Genomic DNA, 18,780 nt, shown 5'->3' on the forward strand with positions numbered 1-18,780 from the left:
GTTACACTTTAACGTCAGGCTACACATCGAGACGCACCTCCAGAGGGAAACCGCATGTCCACCAGCACCATGGGCGTGAAGATCGACGAGGAGTTGCGCGCCCGCCTCAAGCTCGCCGCCGAGAGCGAGGGGCGCAGCCCGCACGCCCTGGTCAAGCAGGCCATCATCAACGCCATCGAGCGGGTCGAGCGCGGCCTGCCGCCGGTCCTACCGGAAGGTGCAACCGATATGCCGGGGCTGGAGGGGGCGGAGAGTCCCTTCCTGCCCTTCGCCCGCGGTGTGCGTCCGCAGAGCGTGCTGCGCGCCCGCATCACCGGCGCCTATCGCATGCCGGAGACCGAGGCGGTGCCGATGCTGCTCGGCCCGGCGACGCTGGTAGCCGGCAAAGCGGAGGCCGCCCGCGCGCGCGCCCTCGCGCTGGTCGAGGCCTTGCGCGAGAAGGGCCAGAAAGGCCCGGTCGAAGGGCTGATCCACGAATATTCGCTCTCCAGCCAGGAGGGTGTTGCGCTGATGTGTCTCGCCGAGGCCCTGCTGCGCATTCCCGATCGCGCTACCCGCGACGCGCTCATTCGCGACAAGATCGGCCATGGCGACTGGCAGGCGCATGTCGGCCACTCCCCCTCGCTCTTCGTCAATGCCGCGACCTGGGGGCTGGTGCTCACCGGAAAGCTCACCACCACTTCCAGCGAAAACGGCCTCACCGGCGCGCTCACCCGCCTGATCGGCCGTGGTGGAGAGCCATTGATTCGCAAGGGCGTGGACGTCGCCATGCGCATGATGGGTGAGCAGTTCGTCACCGGCCAGACCATTTCCGAGGCCTTGGCCAATTCGCGCCGGATGGAGGCGAAGGGCTTCCGTTATTCGTTCGACATGCTGGGCGAAGCCGCGACCACCGAGGCCGACGCGCAGCGCTATTACGCCGATTACGAACAGGCCATCCATGCCATCGGCAAGGCGTCGGCCGGTCGCGGCATCTATGAAGGTCCCGGCATTTCCATCAAGCTGTCGGCGCTGCACCCGCGCTACAGCCGCGCGCAATATGCCCGCGTCATCGCTGAACTTCTGCCGCGCGTGGCAGCGCTGGCGCGGCTCGCCCGGCATTATGATATCGGCCTCAATATCGACGCGGAGGAAGCCGACCGGCTTGAGATTTCGCTCGATCTTCTTGAAGCACTTTGTTTCGATGAATCCCTAAGTAACTGGAATGGAATTGGTTTTGTTATTCAGGCCTATCAGAAACGTTGCCCCTATGTGATCGACTATCTCATCGATCTCGCCCGCCGCTCCAACCACCGGCTGATGGTACGGCTGGTGAAGGGCGCCTATTGGGACAGCGAGATCAAGCGCGCGCAGGTCGACGGGCTGGAGGGTTTTCCGGTCTATACGCGCAAGGTGCATACCGACGTGTCCTACCTCGCCTGCGCCCGCAAGCTGCTCGCCGCGCCGGACGCGATCTTCCCGCAATTCGCCACGCACAACGCGCAGACGCTTTCAACCGTCATGGAAATGGCTGGCGCCAACTACTATGCCGGACAATATGAATTCCAGTGCCTGCACGGCATGGGCGAACCGCTCTATGAGGAGGTCGTCGGGCGCGAAAAACTGGGCCGGCCCTGCCGGGTCTACGCGCCGGTCGGCACGCATGAAACGCTGCTGGCCTATCTCGTGCGGCGCCTGCTGGAGAACGGCGCCAATTCCTCCTTCGTCAACCGCATCGCCGATGCGGGCGTGCCGGTGGAGGAACTGATCGAGAGCCCCGCCGAGGCGGCAGCGCGGATCGAGCCGGTGGGCGCGCCACACCCGCGCATCGCCGCCCCGTCCGATCTGTTCGGAGCCTCGCGGAAGAACTCCGCCGGGCTCGACCTGTCCAATGAACAGCGGCTTGCCTCGCTGGCCGCCGCGCTGCTGGCCGGCAGCGCCGCCCCGCTCAAGGCGAGCCCGCTGCTCGGCGACGGGCCTGTCGCGGGCATCGCCCGGCCGGTGCTCAACCCGGCCGATCACCGCGACGAACTCGGCTTCGTCGAGGAGGCGACGCCGGCGATCGTGGCGCGCGCCATGGAAATCGCCCACGGCGCCGCCCCGATCTGGCAATCCACCCCGCCGGATGCTCGCGCGGCCTGCCTGATGCGCGCCGCCGACCTGATGGAGGAGCGCCTGCCCTCGCTCATCGGCCTCATCATCCGCGAGGCCGGCAAGTCCTTCCCGAACGCCATCGGCGAGGTGCGCGAGGCCGTCGATTTCCTGCGGTACTACGCGGCGCAGGCGCGGGACACCTTCTCCGCCGACACCCACCGCCCGCTCGGCCCGGTCGTGTGCATCAGCCCGTGGAATTTCCCGCTCGCCATCTTCACCGGCCAGGTCGCCGCGGCGCTGGCCGCCGGCAATCCGGTGCTCGCCAAGCCCGCCGAAGAGACCCCGCTCATCGCCTTCACAGCGGTTGAAATCCTGCGTGAGGCGGGTGTTCCCGCCGGCGCGGTGCAACTTCTGCCCGGCGCGGGAGATGTCGGCGCCGCGCTGGTGGGTGATACCCGCGCGCGCGGTGTGATGTTCACCGGCTCCACGGAGGTGGCCCGGCTCATCCAGAAGCAGCTGGCCGGCCGGCTCAATCCCGATGGCGGGGTGATACCGCTGATCGCCGAAACCGGCGGGCAGAACGCGATGATCGCCGATTCCTCCGCGCTCGCCGAGCAGGTGGTGGCGGATGTGATCGGCTCCGCCTTCGATTCCGCCGGCCAGCGCTGCTCGGCCCTGCGCATCCTCTGCCTGCAGGAGGATGTCGCCGACCGCGTGCTGGAAATGCTGCGCGGCGCGCTGAAGGAACTCGTGGTCGGCAACCCGGTGCGGCTCTCCACCGATGTCGGGCCGGTGATCAGCCGGGAGGCGAAGGCGACTATCGACGCCCATGTGGAGCGGCTGAGAAAGGCTGGCCGGCGTGTCGAGCAGGTGGAACTCGGCGAGGAGGCGCGGCGCGGCACTTTCGTGCCGCCCACTCTCATCGAGATCGACGACCTCTCCGAGCTGACGCGCGAAGTGTTCGGCCCGGTGCTGCATGTGCTGCGCTACCGGCGCGAGGCACTCGACGCGCTGGTCGACGCCATCAACGCCACCGGCTACGGCCTCACCTTCGGCCTCCATACCCGCATCGACGAGACGATCGCCCGCGTCGCCGCGCGGATCGAGGTCGGCAATGTCTATGTGAACCGCAACATCATCGGCGCGGTGGTCGGCGTGCAGCCCTTCGGCGGTCACGGGCTTTCCGGCACCGGCCCCAAGGCCGGCGGTCCGCTCTATCTCGCGCGCCTGCTCGCGGTGCGTCCGGCCGCCAGCCTCACCGGCAGCGGCGCGCCGGAAGCCGCGCGGCGGTGGGTGGACTTCCAGTCGGACCCGCTGACGCGCGACCTGTGCGGCCGGGCGGCGGGATGCGCGCCCCATGGCTACCAGGCCGAACTCGCAGGCCCGGTCGGCGAGCGCAATGTCTATGCGCTGGCGCCGCGCGGCACGGTTCTGTGTCTCGCCGCCACCGCCCAGGGGCTGGCGGTGCAGATCGCCTCCGTGCTGGCCACCGGCAACCGCGTGCTGCTCGAAGGCTCCACGCTGCCGCCGCTGCCCGAAGGCGTGGCAGGCGAGGTGACGCTGGTCGACAGCCATGCCGGGGGGCGGTTCGACGCGGTGCTGTTCGAGGGCGATGGCGACGCGCTGCTGCGGCTCAATGCCGAGATCGCCGACCGCGAAGGGCCTATCGTTCTGGTGCACGGGCTCTCGCCCGACGCCATCGCGCGCGGCGAACTCTATCCGCTCGACCTGCTGATGCTGGAGCGCTCCACCAGCACCAACACAGCGGCGGCGGGCGGCAATGCGAGCCTGATGAGCATCGGCTGACGGCGCGACACGCGGATCGCAAGCGGACCCCGGCGGCACCTCCTGTCTTTCTGCCCGCCACGGCGCGGTATGCAGCACCCTGCGCGGGCACGAAATTTCGCGAGGTGTCGGCCCCGCTGCGCCTCGGCAAGATCATCTGCCCCGTCAGTTGTCCCGTCAGTTGTCCTGCCAGCCACGCGATGCACGCACGGAGAAGCCGGGCCGGAAGCCGGGCCGGAAGCCGGGCCGAACGAGCCCGGCCTCGCTTGCCCGCCCGCTCCCGCCACGGCGCGGGAGGGAGGGCATGACCGCAGGACTGGTCAGCGGCCAAGGTTCCTGGTCAGCGGCCGAGGTTCGATGCGGGTAGCGGATGCCTCTGATGAACCGCCTGGATGCGGCGGGCCCGCTCAACTGACGCGCGTACCGCGCCGGTTGCGGGTGCGACTGACGGCGGAGGGTCCAGCGCGGCGCGCAGCATCGCCGTGCATCATCGCCGTGCAGCATCTCATCGACCTCGCCGGCGCGCGGCGGCGGGGCGGGCCGCATAGCGCGATGCGGAAGGGCGCGCAGGGCCGTGTCGGGACATCGCGGCCCCGCGGGACGCTGGACGGGAGCGTCCATGCACCCGCCCGCCGAACGCCGATCCGCCGCCCGACGGGCGTCTGTAAGGTTGGCGTAAGCTGGCTGCGGGACAGATTCAGATCGGCCGATCTGGCCCTGCCGGAGACTATATTGCGCCACGAAACATTCGACCCGCGGCTCGAACGCACCGATGCGCGCGCCCGTGCGCTGCCCGACCTTTCCGTCGTCATCGCCGCGAAGGACGAGGCTGGCGCGATCGCCGGGCTGATCGGCGAAATAGACATGGCGCTCGAAGGCGAGCGTTTCGAGATCATCATCATCGATGACGGCTCAAGCGACGCCACGGCCGAGATCGTTCGCGGCATCGGGCGCGCCCATCCGCACGTCGTGCTGCTCGGGCACCGCGTCTCCTGCGGCCAGAGCGCGGCCATCCGCACAGGCGTGCAGGCCGCGCTCGGCCCGCTGATCGTGACGCTGGACGGCGACGGCCAGAACGATCCCGCCGATATCCCCGCCCTGCTGGCGCGCTATCGCGATGCCGCCGCGTCGGCTCCGGCACGCATGATCGCGGGGCAGCGCGCGCGCCGCAATGACAGCCTGGTGAAGCGCCTGTCCTCGCGCATCGCCAACCGCGTGCGGGCGAGCCTGCTGGGCGACGGCATCGCCGATACCGGCTGCGGCCTCAAGCTGTTCGAGCGCGAGGCCTTCCTGCGGCTTCCCTATTTCGACCACATGCACCGCTTCCTGCCGGCGCTGATGCAGCGCGAGGGCTATCGCGTCCTCACCCACAGGGTGAACCACCGCGCCCGCCGCACCGGCCGCTCGAAATATGGAACATGGGGGCGCCTACGCGTCGGCATCGTCGATCTGGCCGGCGTCTACTGGCTGCGCTCTCGCTTCACCCGCCCGGACATCATGGCATGACCGCTTCCATCTGGATGGCCTTCGGCCTCATGGGTCAGGCCCTGTTTTCAGGCCGGTTCCTGCTTCAGTGGTGGAGCAGCGAGAAACTCGGCCGTAGCGTGGTGCCGAACGGCTTCTGGTATCTCAGCATCGCCGGCTCCCTGAGCCTGCTGGCCTATGCCATCTATGTGCGCGATCCGGTGTTCATCGTCGGCCAGTCGGCCGGCTTCATCATCTATGCCCGCAATCTGCGCCTGATCCGCAACGAACGCCGCATGGCCGGCGACGCCTCCACCTGATCCACTGCGGGCGCGGCCCCCGCCCGCGGCCCGCGTCAGCCTCGGTTCATGGTGGGGGATGGGGCGAACAGGCGGGCGGCACGCCCCGGATGCCGCGCTATAGTAACCGCCCTATCGGGATGTAGCCGCCACGCGCGGACGGGGATGCGAGGGCGATGCGCCTGCTGCTGGTGGAAGATGAGCGCGAACTCGCCGGCCTGCTCAAGGCAGGGCTGAAGGCGGCGGGATTCGCGGTCGATCATGTCGCCACCGCCGCCGATGCCGAAGCCGCCCTCACCTCCGGCAGCTACGACATCGCCGTGCTCGATCTGCGCCTGCCGGACGGCGACGGGCTGGACCTGCTGCGCCGCCGCCGCGCCGCCGGCCTCACCCTGCCCGTGCTCATCCTCACCGCGCGCGACAGCCTGTCCGATCGGGTGAAGGGGCTCGAACAGGGCGGCGATGACTATGTGCTGAAGCCCTTCCACATCGACGAGGTGGTGGCGCGGCTGCGCGCGCTGCTGCGCCGGCCGAACCAGGCACTTGGCGTCAACATCGTCATCGGCAATCTGGGGCTCAACACCATGGACCTGCGGGTGATGGTGGCGGACGGCCCGCTGGCCCTGTCGCGGCGCGAACTCGGGTTGCTGGAACTGTTCATGCGCCGGGCCGGGCGGGTGCTGACCAAGGAGGTGATCGAGCAGGCGCTCTACGGTTTCAACGAGGAGCTGGAATCGAACGCCGTCGAGGTTCTCGTCCACCGCCTGCGCCGCAAGCTTGCCGGCGCCGGCGCGACGCCGTCCATCCATACGCTGCGCGGCATCGGCTATCTCATGGACGACGTGCCGTGACGACGCCCCCCGCCCGCTGGTCGCTGAAACGCCGCCTGGCCATCCGACTGCTGATCGTGCTCACGATGGGCGTGCTCGGCCCCTCCGTGGTGATGGTCGGCGCCGCCATGTGGGCGATCGATTCGATGGATGATCGCGCGCTGCAGGACCAGGCCGGCGACATCGTGCGCAATCTCGACGTCACCGTCTCGCCGCCCGCCCTGCACCTGCCCGCGCGCCTGGCCAATGCCTATGCGACATCGGGCGATTCCTATCTCTACGCCGTGCTGGACGCCGCCGGCACCATTCTCGCGGCGTCCTCCCCGGCGGCCGAGACGCTGGCCCGTGTCGCCGACGACATGACGCCCGGCGTGTTCTTCCTGGTCACGCGGCCGAATGGCGGTCAGCCCTGGTATGCCTATATGACGACCGCCGGGCCCTATTTCGTCGCGGTGGCGCAGGGTAGCCTGCACGATGACAGCCTGGCCGACAGCGTGATGCGCGACCTTGTCGGCTTCAGCTTCATCACCGCGCTGCCCCTGCTGGCGGTGACTCTGCTCGTCACCTTCTGGACGCTCAACCGCGCCTTCCGCCAAATGGAGCGGGTGGCCGGCGAGGTACGGGCGATCACGCCCGGTGGCGCCGAGGCCCGGCTTTCGAGCGAGGGGCTGCCAAGCGAGATCGCCCCGCTGGTGGCGGCGGTGAACGATGCGCTGTTCCGGCTCGGGCGCGCCTACGAGGTCGAGAAGCGCTTCACCACGGACGCGGCGCATGAATTGCGCACCCCGGTCGCCGTGCTCACCGCGCGCATCGACACGCTGCCCCCCGGCCCCACGCGCGACAGTCTCGCTGCCGACGCGGCGCGGCTCAGCCGCCTCGTTTCGCAGATGCTCGATGTCGCCCGCCTCGACGCCGCACCCCTGCCGATGAACGCGCATGTCGATCTTGTCGCCATCGTGCGCGAGGCGGTGGCCGCGCTGGCACCGCTCGCCCTTCGCGACCGCCGGACCATGGAGATGCGCGCGCCCGACACCCCGGTCATGGTGGAGGGGCATGAGGGCGCGCTGCGCCTTGCCGTCACCAATCTGGTCGAGAACGCCATGCTGCACACACCGCGCGGCACGCCGATCGACATCGAGGTCACGCCGCAACCGGCCATTCGCGTGCTCGACCGGGGGCCGGGTGTGGCCGAGACCGAGCGCGCCTCGATCTTCGAGCGTTTCCAGCGCAGCCCCTCCGCGACGAGTTCCGGCACCGGCCTTGGCCTCGCCATCGTCGCCGAGATCGCCGCGCGCCACGGCGCGCAGGCCGCCGTCAGCGGGCGCCCCGGCGGCGGCGGTATCTTCGAGATCCGCTGGCCGGATGCGACCTGAAGGCAGACATGCCGGCAGATCGCGCGGCATCGCCCCGCCCCCCCCGGCCGTGACCATCCTTTGGGCGCCGCTTGCGCGGAGGCCGGGACGAAGGGCGGATGACCTGCCGTGCCGTCTGGCTTGGCGACGGATTTGCATGCAGCTTCGGCTCCCGTCCTGATGACGACCATCGGCACGGGAGCCGCTCCACAAGCCGTCCCCCGCCACATATGACCGCCCGCGCCAATTCCTGCCCTGAGTCCCGACACATCCGGAGGTGCCTGCCATGCTGAAGCTGTTCCGTCGTCACCCCACCCGTTTCGCACCGACAGGCCCGCGCGCTCCGGCGGAAGGCGCGGCGCCGATGGCCGGTACGGCGGGCCTCGCCACGACGCTGGCCAAGACACTGACCAAGACGCTGGCCAAGAGACTGACCAAGAGACTGACCACGACGCTGGCCACGACCATGACACTCACCGCGACGCTCGCCCTTGCCGCCAGCACCGGCGCGCAGGCGCAGACCCCGGTGAAATTCACGCTCGACTGGGTGTTCCAGGGGCCGACCTCACCCTTCCTCGTCGCGCTGGAGAAGGGCTACTACAAGGCCGAGGGGCTCGACGTGACCATGGACCCCGGCCAGGGCTCGGCCGGCGCGGTGCAGCGCGTGGCCACAGGTGCCTATGATATCGGCTTTGCCGACGTGAATTCGCTCATCGAGTACAACGCCAAGAACCCCGGCAAGGAAGTGCTGTGCGTCTTCATGGCCTATGACTTTCCGCCCTTCGGCGTGCACACGCTGAAGAAGAACGGCATCGTCACGCCCGCCGACCTCAAGGGCAAGAAGCTCGGCGCGCCGGTATTCGACGCCTCGTTCCGCCTGTTCCCCGCCTTCGCGAAAAAGGTCGGGCTGGACCCCGGGAGCGTCGAACATGTTAACCTCACGCCGCAGCTGCGCGAGCAGTCGCTGGTGCAGGGCACGGTCGATTTCATCTCCGGGCACTACTTCTCGTCGGTGCTCGATCTGAAGGCACGCGGGGTGAAGGCGGAGGACATCGTGTCCTTCAACTATTCCGACTACGGCATGGACGTGTACGGCAACGGCATCATCGTTTCCCCCGCCTTCGCCGACAAGCCCGAGGTGGTGAAGGGCTTCCTGCGCGCCACCGCCAAGGCGTGGAAGGAAGTCGCCGCCGATCCCGCCATCGGCGTCGCCGCCGCCATGGCGCGCGACCCGCTGATCGACCCGAAGCTGGAGACCGAGCGCCTCAATCTCTCGCTCAAGATGAACGTGCTGACCCCCTACGTGAAGGAGAACGGCATGGGCGATGTCGACCCCGCCCGGTTCGCCCGCTCGGTGCAGGATGTGGCCGATGCTTTCGGCCTGCCGAGCGCGCCCGCGCCCGACAAGGTCTTCACCAACCGGTACCTGCCCGCTAGGCAAGACCGCATGATCGCCCCCTGACGATTCCCTGGCGGCGCCCGGAGGTGGCGCCGCTCCCCTCTGCGTGGTGCCTTTGCCAATGCCTCCTGCCCCGTCTCCCCTCGTCGACCTCCGCAATGTCAGCCTTGCCTATGGCGAGGGCAAGGATGCCACGCTGGCGCTCGGCGACGCCACGATGAGCATCGCGCAGGGCGAGTTCGTCGCCGTGGTCGGCCCCTCCGGCTGCGGCAAGTCCACGCTGATGAAGCTCGTGACCGGCCTGATCGCGCCCACGTCCGGCGAGGTGTGGGTGCGCGATGCCCGCGTGACCGGGCCGATCAAGGGCGTGGGCATGGCGTTCCAGAACTCCACGCTGATGCCGTGGCGCACCACCCGCGACAATGTCATGCTGCCGCTGGAAGTGGTGGAGCCGCACAAGCGGCGGCTGCGCACTGATCGTGCCTTCTATTTCGACAAGGCGCAGAAGCTGCTCGCCTCGGTCGGGCTCGGCGAGTTCGGCGACAAATATCCCTGGCAGCTCTCGGGCGGCATGCAGCAGCGCGCCAATGTCTGCCGGGCACTGATCCACGAACCGCAGATTCTCATGCTCGACGAGCCGTTCGGCGCGCTGGATGCCTTCACCCGCGAGGAACTGTGGGGCATCATGCAGCAATTGTGGCTGGAGCGGCGCTTCACCGCCGTGCTGGTGACGCACGACTTGCGCGAGGCGGTCTTTCTCGCCGATACGGTCTATGTCATGAGCCGCCGGCCGGGGCGGATCGTCAAGATCCGCACGGTCGACCTGCCCCGACCGCGCACGCTGGAAACCACCTTCACGCCCGCCTTCGTCGACATCGTGCATGAACTGCGCGAGCGCATCCAGCTGGAGCACGCCTGAGATGACCGCGCGCCAAGAGCGCCTTGCGCGCCTGCTCATGCCCTGGCTGACGCTGGGCGTGCTGCTGCTGGCCTGGGAACTCGCCTGCATCGTGTTCGACGTGCCGGAAATCATCGCCCCGCGCCCCTCCCGCGTGTTCGAGGTGGCGGTGCAGCGCTGGGACCTGCTGCTGCGCTTCTGCCTGGAAACCCTGTGGACGACCCTGATCGGCTTCGCGCTGGCCATCGGCTTCGGGCTGCTGCTGGGCCTCGCCATCGGCGCCTCGCCCTTCATCTATGCCGGGCTCTATCCGCTGCTCATCGCCTTCAACGCCATCCCCAAGGTCGCCATCGTGCCGATTCTGATGATCTGGGTCGGCATCGGCGCGCTGCCGGCGGTCATCACCGCCTTCGTCATCTCCTTCTTCCCCATCGTGGTGAACGTCGCCACCGGGCTCGCCACGATCGAGCCGGAAATGCGCGACCTCCTGCGCTCGCTCGGTGCCAGCCATTGGGAGATCCTGACCAAGGTCGGGATTCCCCGCGCCATGCCCTACCTGTTCGCCAGCCTGAAAGTGGCGGCGACGCTGGCCTTTGTCGGCTCGGTCCTGTCGGAAACGGTGGGCGGCAATCGCGGCATCGGCTTCCTCATGCTGTCGGCCAGCGCACGCAACGATTCGGCCACCACCTTTGCCGGGCTGTTCGCCATCGCCATCATGGGCGTGGGCGTCTATGCCGTCTGCGCGCTGATCGAGCGGCGCATGACGCGCTGGGCGTTTCGTGGTGAGCTGGTGCGGTAGCACCGCACGTTCTTCGGGCGTTTCGGCTGTGACGATGCGGAAGGGAAAGAGCGGCACGGCATTTTCCGGCATCGCTGTCTGGACGACCGAGCGGGTCGCCATCGCCAGACCGGCAGGACCCACGCCATGCTCACCCCCGACGCCATCTCCTCCGCACACAAGCCCTCGGCAACCCGCCTCCTCCTCGCCGGTGCAATGCTACTCTGCGCCGCCACCAACGCGGCCCGGGCCGATGACGGCGACTTCTACAGGATCGCCGCCGGCCGTATCGCCGGAGCGCCGGGGACGCTGCTGAAGGCGGAGCCTGTGCCGGCCCCGCCCGGCGCGGCGGCCGCCTACCGCATCGTCTATCGCTCGCGCGGCCTCGCCAACGAGGCCATCGCCGTTTCCGGTGTCGTCGCCCTGCCGGCCGCCGGCATGGGCGCCCGGCCCGTGGTCACCTGGGGGCATGGCACGACCGGCGTCGCCACCGACTGCGCGCCCTCGCTGGCTCCCGCCCGCGACTTCTCCAACATTGCCGGGCTGCAGACGCTGCTGGCCAAGGGTTACATCGTCGCCGCCACCGATTATCAGGGGCTCGGCGAGGGTGGCCAGCATCCCTATCTCGCGGGGTCGAGCGAGGCGCATTCGATGATCGACGCGGCCCGCGCCGCGCGCCGGCTGCCGGGTGCCCGCGCCGGCACGCGGTTCGCCGCCTGGGGTTTCTCGCAGGGCGGACATGCCGCGCTGTTCACCGGCGCGCTGGCCCGGCGCTATGCCCCGGAACTGCAACTGGCCGGCGTCGCGGCGGTCTCCGCGCCCACCAATCTCGACCGGCTGCTGCGCGCTGACATTCACTCCACGGCGGGCGAGGTGCTCACCTCCTATGCCGCGTGGTCGTGGAGCCGCTCCTATCACCTGCCGATCCGCCAGATCATCAAGTCCAAGGCGATAACCGACGTGCAGCGCGTCGCCTCGACCTGCAGTCTCGACCTCGCCGACGACCTCACGCTCGGCCTCGACGCCTCCGGCTTCCAGGGAACCGGACTGCTGAAGCATGGCGCCGACCGGCGTCCGGACTGGAGCCACCTCATCACCGGCAACAGCGTGCCCCCGCCCGGCACGGCTCCCGTTTTCATCGCGCAGGGGATGATGGACCAGATCGTGCGGCCGGGTCCCACCCGGGCCTACGTGAACCGGCTGTGCCGGGCGGGCATCAAGGTCGACTATGTCGAGATTCCCTGGGCCTCGCATGGCGCGGCGGAAACCGCCGGCACCGCGGCCGCGGTCCACTGGCTCACCGACCGCCTGTCCGGCCAGCCCTCCACCAGCGATTGCACGGATATCCTCGCCAAGGCCGGCAACGAATAGGGCCCGGCAGCGAAGAAAAGTGGGAGTCAAGGCTGCTCGACCAGCGCGGAGGCGAGCCGGTGTACCCAGGCTTCCACGCCCGCACGGTCCAAGATCTCGTCGTGGCGGATCTCGATGAGGATCGCCTCATGGCCACGCGCCTCGCCATGGACGGGAATGGCGTAGTCGCCATCGGCCGCGATCTGGTAAGGCTCGTTGGCCGCCACCACCAGCCCGGCTTCCCTGCCGAGGCGCGAGACGATACGCTCGCCATATGCCTTCGAGCGGGCGAACAGGATGCCGGCATGCCAGGGCCGGGCAACGCCGTGATAGACCGGCGTGAAGCTGTGCAGCGTGACCAGAATGGTCGGCCGGCCCGCGCGCTGGTCGAGATGGCGTGCCACCGCGTCATGGAACGGGGTGAACATGCGGTCGACGCGCCGCTGCCGCTCCGCCGGCGACAGGTCGATATTGCCGGGAATGTCGGTCGCCTCGGAGCGCTCGGGAATGCTGGAGGGCTCCCCCACCGGGCGGTTAAGGTCGATCAGCAGGCGGGAATAGGTGCCGAGAAACAGCGGCGCGTCGAGCCGCGTGGCCAGCCCGCGCGCCACCTCGGCGGCGCCGATATCCCAGCCGATATGCCGGCGCACCTCGCTCTGGGAGAGCCCCAGCCGCCCATATTCCGCGGGGATGTGGCAGGAGGCGTGCTCGCACAGCAGGAGAAAGGACGAGGCGCCGGCCTCGTTGACGATCTCGACCGCCGGGGGCCAGTCGAGGCCGGGCGGCGACGCGCTCGCCGGTGAAGTGCCCATAGCGGATGCGTTCACGATTGCCTCGCTCACCGGCCTGTCCGTCATGAATTGCCGCCCTTCATCGCCGATCCGCTCATGGTCGATCCGCTCATGGTCACGCCATTCGCCTCGCGCGCATTCTCGAATTCGACGACGCGCTTCTCGATCCGCTCCTGCCGCCGCGTGACGATGAGCGTGCACAGCGCCTCCACCTGCGCGAGCGGCGGCAGGAAGGTGTCGTAGGGTGATTCCACCTCCACCGGCGCCACCAGCACATGCAGCGCCCGCGCCGCCACCGGCGAGAGCCAGGGGTCGGTGAACAGCACCAGCCGCACGCCGCGCTCGGCCGCTTGCTCGCTGAACCGCACCACGTCCGACTGGTAGCGCCGGTAGTCGAACACGATCAGCACATCCCGCCGGCCCATGTCGACCAGTCGGTCGAAGGTTTCCGAGGAGCACAGGCCGAGATCGGCCACCCCCTCGCGGAACTGGCCGAGATAGCCCGCCAGCATGCCGGCCAGATGCCGGCTGAAGCGCCCGCCGATGAGATAGACCCGGCCCGGCGCCTCCATCACCAGTTCCTCGACCTGGTCGAAAATGGCGGGCGTCACCTTGTCGGAGAAATCGGCCATGCGCCGGGTCGCCGAGCGGATATAGGCGCGGGCGACGTGGTCGTCGCCGGAGGGAACGCGCCGCGCTTCCATCATCAACAGCGGCGAGTGCAGCCGCGCCTCCAGCTCCGCCAGCAGCTCGGCCTGGAAGTCGGCGAAGCTGCCATAGCCGAGCTTGGCGACGAGGCGCGCCACCGTGGGGTCGCTCACCCCCGCCCGCTTGGCGATCTGCGCGGCGGTGCCGAGCCCGCTCAAGGGATAGTCGGCGAGCAGCAGCTGCACGATCTTCGCCTCCGCGGGGGTCGGCGTCGGCAGGCCGTCCGTCAGCTTGTCGCGAACACGCATCGCGGTCTCCCCTGATGTTATTTTTCTCACACATGCGCCTGTTTTGGTCAATTGAGAAAGAATATTGACATAACCGGCAACGCCCTCACTATTACCACCCGGGACCCGCTGGGAGCTCGCAATGCGAGGTTTGTCGTCCGGAATGAAGGTGGCCCTGGTCGACGCGGCGGCGATGGCTCTCGCCGTCGCCGTGGTGGCCGGGCTGATCGCCGCCTTCGGCAGCGCCGGGGCGCAGCGCGTGGCCACCCATGCCGGCCTGCTGCTGGTCTCCGTGGTGTCGCTGCAGCTGTTTTCCGGCAATACCGGCATCGTTTCGTTCGGCCATGCCGGCTTTGCCGGCATCGGCGCCTATGTGGTGGGCGTGCTCACCATGCCGGCGGCAATCCAGGCCACGGCGCTGAAGAACCTGCCGGTCCTGCTCGCCGGCTACCAGCTCTCGCTCGGCTCCGCGCTTGTGATCGTTGCCGTCATCGCCGTGGTGCTGGGCCTCGCCACCGGTGCCGTGCTGATGCGCCTCACCGCCTCCAGCGCATCCATCGCCACGCTGGCGCTGCTGGTGATCATCGTGACGGTTCTGGTCGGCGCGCGCGAGATCACCCGCGGCAGCCAGCCCTTCTATGGCGTGCCGCGCGGTGTCGGGCTGGCCACCGCGACGGCGGCGGCGGCGATCGCACTCATCCTTGCCCGCCTGTTCCGCGACACGCGAACCGGGCGCATGACCCGCGCGAGCGCCGACGACGCGGTAGGCGCCGCCGCCATCGGCATCGACCGGCGCCACGGCGTGCTGGCCAGCTGGACGCTCAGCGTCGTCGGCGCGATGATCGCCGGCGGCCTTACCGCCCAGTATATCGGCGCCTTCAAGCCGCAGGATTTCTATTTCGACCTCGCCTTCGAGACGCTGGCGATGCTCATCGTCGGCGGCCTTCATTCCAGCTTCGGCGCGCTGGTCGGCGTCGGCGCGACGACGCTGCTGATCGAGGTGGCGCGGAGGCTGGAGGAGGGTGGCTCTTTCTTCGGGGTCGAGGTGCCGCCGGTATTCGGCTTCACCGAGGCGGTGCTGGCGCTCGCCATGCTGCTGGTGATCTGGCGCCGGCCGGAGGGGCTGAGCGGCGGGCATGAGATGGAACTGCTCCGCCGGCTGGTCCGCCTGCGCCCGCCCGCCCCCGCGCCGGAGCCGGATGTGCGCCCGCCCGCCGCCATGCTGACCACGCGCGCGGTGGGCAAGCGCTATGCCGGCGTCGCCGCCGTCGCGGATATCACCCTCGCGCTGCCGACCGGGCAGGTCACCGGCATTATCGGCCCCAATGGCGCGGGCAAGACCACGCTCATCAACCTGATTGCCGGGCAAGCCGCGCCCAGTTCGGGCGGTGTCTATGTGGATGCGGCTCCGCTCGCCGGCCTGCCCGCCTTCCGCGTGGCGCGTACCGGCATCGCCCGCACCTTCCAGAACATCCGCGTCTTCCCGCACATGAGCGTGCTGGAGAACGTGATGACGGCGGCCGAGCGCATCGAGCCGAATGCCGTCGCCGCCGAGCGCGCGGCCCGGCGCGAACTCGCCCGGCTCGGCCTTGCCGATCACGCCGACCGGCTGGCCGGCACCCTGCCCTATGGCGAGCGGCGGCGGCTGGAGATTGCCCGCGCGCTGGTGACGCGCCCGTCCTTCCTGCTGCTGGACGAGCCGGCCGCCGGCATGAACCCGGTGGAAACCGACGCGCTGATGGCCATCCTCGCGGAAGTAAAGCGCGTGCGCGGCCTCGGCATCGTGCTGATCGAGCACGATCTCGGCCTCGTCATGCGCCTGTGCGACCGTGTCGCCGTGCTCGACCATGGCCGGCTGATCACGGAAGGCCCGCCAGCGGTGGTCCGCGCCGATCCCATGGTCGTCGAGGCCTATCTCGGCAGCCGTACCAGTGCCCGCGCCCTCGCGCGACTGAGCGAACAAACACAATAATCACCTTCCGGAGAACCGTTCATGCTGCTCTCGCATCCCACCATCGGACGCCTCGTTCTCAGTGCCGCCGTCACCTGCGCGCTCGCCGCGCCGAGCTATGCCGAGGACATCCTCATCGGCGTCGCCACCGCCCAGACCGGCGGCCTCGCCCCCTATGACCAGCCCTCGCTCGCCGGCTTCCGCATGGCGATCGACGAACTGAACGCCAAGGGTGGGCTCGGCGGAAAATACACCGCCAAGCTCGCCATCAAGGACACCCGCACCGACACCGCCGCGACCATCACCGCCGTGCAGGAACTGGTCGATGCGGGGGCCTCGATCATCGTCACCCCCTGCGATGCCGACGCCACCATCGCCGCCGGGCAGATCACGGTGGCCAAGCGCATTCCGACGCTGACCTTCTGCGGCACCGCGCCGGTGCTCGCCACCGCCGTGGGCGACAACCTGTTCGGCACCTATCCCGGCGACAATCTTCAGGCCGCCGTCATCGCCGACCATGCCTATGCCAAGGGATTCCGGAAGGCCTACCTGCTGGTCTCGCCGGATTCGAGCTACACGGCCCAGCTGCCGGAATATTTCGCCGAAGTGTTCAAGAAGAAGGGCGGCGCCGTTGTCGGCACCGGCTCCTTCACCATGGGCCAGCCGGACTTTTCCGCCATCGTGACGGCGATCAAGGCGCTGCCCGAACAGCCCGACCTGATCATGACCGCTGCCTATGAGCCCGACTTCCCCGCCTTCATCCAGCAGCTGCGCGCGGCGGGCGTGACCACCACGGTCTACGGCGCCGACGCCATCGGCACCGCCACCGTGCAGGGCCTCGGCAAGCTGGTCGACGGCACGGTCTATACCGCCGCCGGCTACCCCACCCCGGGCGGGGCGCTGGAAGCCTTCAACAAGCGCTTCGCGACCACGACCGGCCACGCGGCGGAATCGGCCTATGAGGCAAATGGCTACGAGATCGGCCTCATCCTCGACGCCGCCGTGAAAGCCGCCGGCTCGACCGACCCGATCAAGCTGCGCGACGCCATTGCCGGGCTCGACAAACTGCCGATCGTCACCGGCACCATCACCTATGCCGGCACCAACGGCATGCCGGTGCGGGCGGTATCGCTGATCGAGTACAAGGACGGCAAGCCGGTCTACATCGCCACGCAGACCCCGGCCGCCGCCGACGTGCCGGCAGCGGCGCACTGACATGCTCGAGGTCGGCGCGCTCCAGGTCCGGTATGGCGAGGCGGTCGCGGTCGAGCATCTCGACCTCGCCCTCCCCGAGGGTGGCGTGCTCGCGCTCATCGGCGCCAACGGCGCCGGCAAGAGCTCGACGCTGGCCGCCATCAGCGGGGTGGTGATGCCGGCCCGCGGCAGCGTGCGGTTCGGCGGGCGGGACATCACCCGCCTGCCGCCGGAACAGCGCTCGCGGCTGGGCATCGCGCTGGTGCCGGAAGGACGGCGCGTCTTCGCCGCCCTGACCGTCGCCGAGAACCTCACCCTGGGCGGCGCCATGCATCTCGACCGCGCCGCGCGGGCCGTCCGCGCGGAGGAAATGCTGGTGCTGTTCCCGGTGCTGCGGCAGTTCTATCGCGCGCGCGCCGGCACGCTCTCGGGCGGCCAGCAGCAGATGCTGGCCATTGCCCGCGCACTGATGGCCCGGCCGAAGCTGCTGATGATCGACGAACCCTCGCTCGGCCTCGCGCCCAAGGTGGTGGACGACGTGTTCGACCTGCTCGCCGCGCTGAAGGCATCGGGGCTCACCATGCTGCTGGTCGAGCAGAACGTGGCGCTCGCGCTCGATCTCGCCGACAGCGCCTTGGTTCTCGCCACCGGCCGGGTGGTGCTCGCCGGCCCGGCGCCGGACGTGGCCGCCTCGGAACTCGTGCGCCACGCCTATCTCGGACATTGAACCATGCTGCTGCAGCAAGTCATCAACGCCATCAGCCTCGGAGGCATCTATGCCCTGCTGGCGCTCGGCCTCGCCATCGTGTTCTCCATCACCGGGCTGATCAACTTCGCCCATGGCGAGCTGATGACCCTCTCCGGCTATGCGCTGCTCGCGGCGCTGATGATGGGCATGCCGCTGCTGCCCGCCGCCATCACCGCCGTGGCGGCCGGCGCGCTGGCGGCGATGGCGATGGAGCGGGTCGCCTTCCGCCCCATGCGGGGGGCGAGCGTGACAAGCCTGCTGCTCACCTCGTTCGCCGTGTCGAACCTGCTGAAGGTCGTGTTCCAGAACGCCATCTCGGCGCGCGGCAAGCCGATCGCCATGCCGGACTGGATGGCCGGCGTGGTGCCGATCGGCTCCTTCACCATCGGCGTCGGGCCGCTCATCTCCATCGCCGTCTCCGCGCTCGCCCTTCTCGGGCTCGAACTCTTCCTGCGGCGCACCGTGATGGGCGCGGCGATGCGCGCGGCGGCGCAGGACTTCAACACGCTGCGGCTTGTCGGCATTTCTGCCAACCGGGTGATCGCCGTCGCCTTCCTGCTCTCGGGCGTGCTCGCCGGCATCGCCTCGCTGCTGTGGATCGCGCAGCGGGCCTCGGTCGATCCGATGATGGGCTTCGTGCCGGTGCTCAAGGCGTTCATCGCCACCGTCATCGGCGGGCTCGGCAGCCTGTCGGGCGCGGTGGCCGGCGGCATGCTGCTCGGGGTCCTGGAGGTGGCGCTGCAGGCATTGCTGCCGCCCTCCCTCGCGCCCTATCGCGATGCGCTGGTGCTCTCGGGCATCATCGTCGTGCTGCTCGTGCGGCCCAATGGCCTGATTCCCGCCGTCGACACCGCGCGAAGCTGAGCGCCGCCCGCCAAACCGATACGGGCCGGCTTCGCCGGCCTTGCCCCCCTTTCACTCACCGACCAAGGA

General features: G+C 69.2%; 15 protein-coding genes. 13 read left to right on the plus strand and 2 right to left on the minus strand.

Going from position 1 to position 18,780, the window contains the following annotated elements; genetic code table 11:
* Window positions 1–54: 54 nt before the first annotated feature.
* The 9 genes from putA (at window position 55) to QOZ99_RS00725 (ending at window position 12,249) form a co-directional block, all read left to right on the plus strand.
* Entirely contained in the window at window positions 55–3,879 is a 3,825-nt protein-coding gene (gene putA / locus QOZ99_RS00685; protein WP_306887945.1) for a trifunctional transcriptional regulator/proline dehydrogenase/L-glutamate gamma-semialdehyde dehydrogenase, read from the plus strand.
* Between the two features lie 711 nt (window positions 3,880–4,590).
* Window positions 4,591–5,364: a glycosyltransferase family 2 protein gene (locus QOZ99_RS00690; protein WP_306887946.1), complete on the plus strand. Its 774-nt coding sequence runs from the start codon at window positions 4,591–4,593 to the stop codon at window positions 5,362–5,364.
* Window positions 5,361–5,642, plus strand: coding sequence for a lipid-A-disaccharide synthase N-terminal domain-containing protein (locus QOZ99_RS00695; protein WP_306887947.1), 282 nt, complete (start codon window positions 5,361–5,363; stop codon window positions 5,640–5,642). Before QOZ99_RS00690 ends, QOZ99_RS00695 begins: the two co-directional genes overlap by 4 nt.
* A gap of 155 nt (window positions 5,643–5,797) precedes the next feature.
* Window positions 5,798–6,472: a response regulator gene (locus QOZ99_RS00700; RefSeq protein ID WP_306887949.1), complete on the plus strand. Its 675-nt coding sequence runs from the start codon at window positions 5,798–5,800 to the stop codon at window positions 6,470–6,472.
* Window positions 6,469–7,824 carry a sensor histidine kinase gene (locus QOZ99_RS00705; RefSeq protein ID WP_306887950.1) on the plus strand — a complete coding sequence of 452 codons (1,356 nt, stop codon included), beginning with the start codon at window positions 6,469–6,471 and terminating at the stop codon, window positions 7,822–7,824. The genes QOZ99_RS00700 and QOZ99_RS00705 overlap by 4 nt, the downstream gene beginning before the upstream one ends.
* A gap of 265 nt (window positions 7,825–8,089) precedes the next feature.
* Window positions 8,090–9,265, plus strand: coding sequence for an ABC transporter substrate-binding protein (locus QOZ99_RS00710; RefSeq protein WP_306887951.1), 1,176 nt, complete (start codon window positions 8,090–8,092; stop codon window positions 9,263–9,265).
* A gap of 58 nt (window positions 9,266–9,323) precedes the next feature.
* On the plus strand, window positions 9,324–10,121 hold the full coding sequence (locus QOZ99_RS00715; RefSeq protein WP_306887953.1) for an ABC transporter ATP-binding protein: 798 nt from the start codon (window positions 9,324–9,326) through the stop codon (window positions 10,119–10,121).
* Between the two features lies 1 nt (window position 10,122).
* The gene (locus QOZ99_RS00720) at window positions 10,123–10,899 is read left to right on the plus strand and encodes an ABC transporter permease (protein ID WP_306887954.1); all 777 of its coding nucleotides are present in this window, start codon (window positions 10,123–10,125) and stop codon (window positions 10,897–10,899) included.
* 126 nt (window positions 10,900–11,025) lie between these two features.
* Window positions 11,026–12,249, plus strand: coding sequence for a lipase family protein (locus QOZ99_RS00725; RefSeq protein WP_306887955.1), 1,224 nt, complete (start codon window positions 11,026–11,028; stop codon window positions 12,247–12,249).
* Window positions 12,250–12,275: 26 nt separating this feature from the next.
* On the opposite strand, the gene QOZ99_RS00730 is transcribed toward QOZ99_RS00725, so the two are convergent.
* Window positions 12,276–13,055, minus strand: a complete 780-nt coding sequence (locus QOZ99_RS00730; protein WP_306887957.1) for an N-formylglutamate amidohydrolase — start codon at window positions 13,053–13,055, stop codon at window positions 12,276–12,278.
* Between the two features lie 26 nt (window positions 13,056–13,081).
* Window positions 13,082–13,975 carry a MurR/RpiR family transcriptional regulator gene (locus tag QOZ99_RS00735; RefSeq protein ID WP_306887959.1) on the minus strand — a complete coding sequence of 298 codons (894 nt, stop codon included), beginning with the start codon at window positions 13,973–13,975 and terminating at the stop codon, window positions 13,082–13,084.
* 142 nt (window positions 13,976–14,117) lie between these two features.
* Between QOZ99_RS00735 and QOZ99_RS00740 the strand changes: the two genes are divergently transcribed.
* The 4 genes from QOZ99_RS00740 to QOZ99_RS00755 are packed head-to-tail and all read left to right on the plus strand — an operon-like array spanning window position 14,118 to window position 18,711.
* Window positions 14,118–15,926, plus strand: coding sequence for a branched-chain amino acid ABC transporter ATP-binding protein/permease (locus QOZ99_RS00740; RefSeq protein WP_306887960.1), 1,809 nt, complete (start codon window positions 14,118–14,120; stop codon window positions 15,924–15,926).
* A gap of 21 nt (window positions 15,927–15,947) precedes the next feature.
* Complete coding sequence (locus tag QOZ99_RS00745; protein ID WP_306887962.1) at window positions 15,948–17,120, plus strand: ABC transporter substrate-binding protein; 1,173 nt, start codon at window positions 15,948–15,950, stop codon at window positions 17,118–17,120.
* Window position 17,121: 1 nt separating this feature from the next.
* Entirely contained in the window at window positions 17,122–17,826 is a 705-nt protein-coding gene (locus QOZ99_RS00750; protein WP_306887963.1) for an ABC transporter ATP-binding protein, read from the plus strand.
* A gap of 3 nt (window positions 17,827–17,829) precedes the next feature.
* The gene (locus QOZ99_RS00755) at window positions 17,830–18,711 is read left to right on the plus strand and encodes a branched-chain amino acid ABC transporter permease (protein WP_306887965.1); all 882 of its coding nucleotides are present in this window, start codon (window positions 17,830–17,832) and stop codon (window positions 18,709–18,711) included.
* Window positions 18,712–18,780: the final 69 nt, after the last annotated feature.

The organism is Ancylobacter amanitiformis (assembly GCF_030814815.1).
Lineage (GTDB): Bacteria > Pseudomonadota > Alphaproteobacteria > Rhizobiales > Xanthobacteraceae > Ancylobacter > Ancylobacter amanitiformis.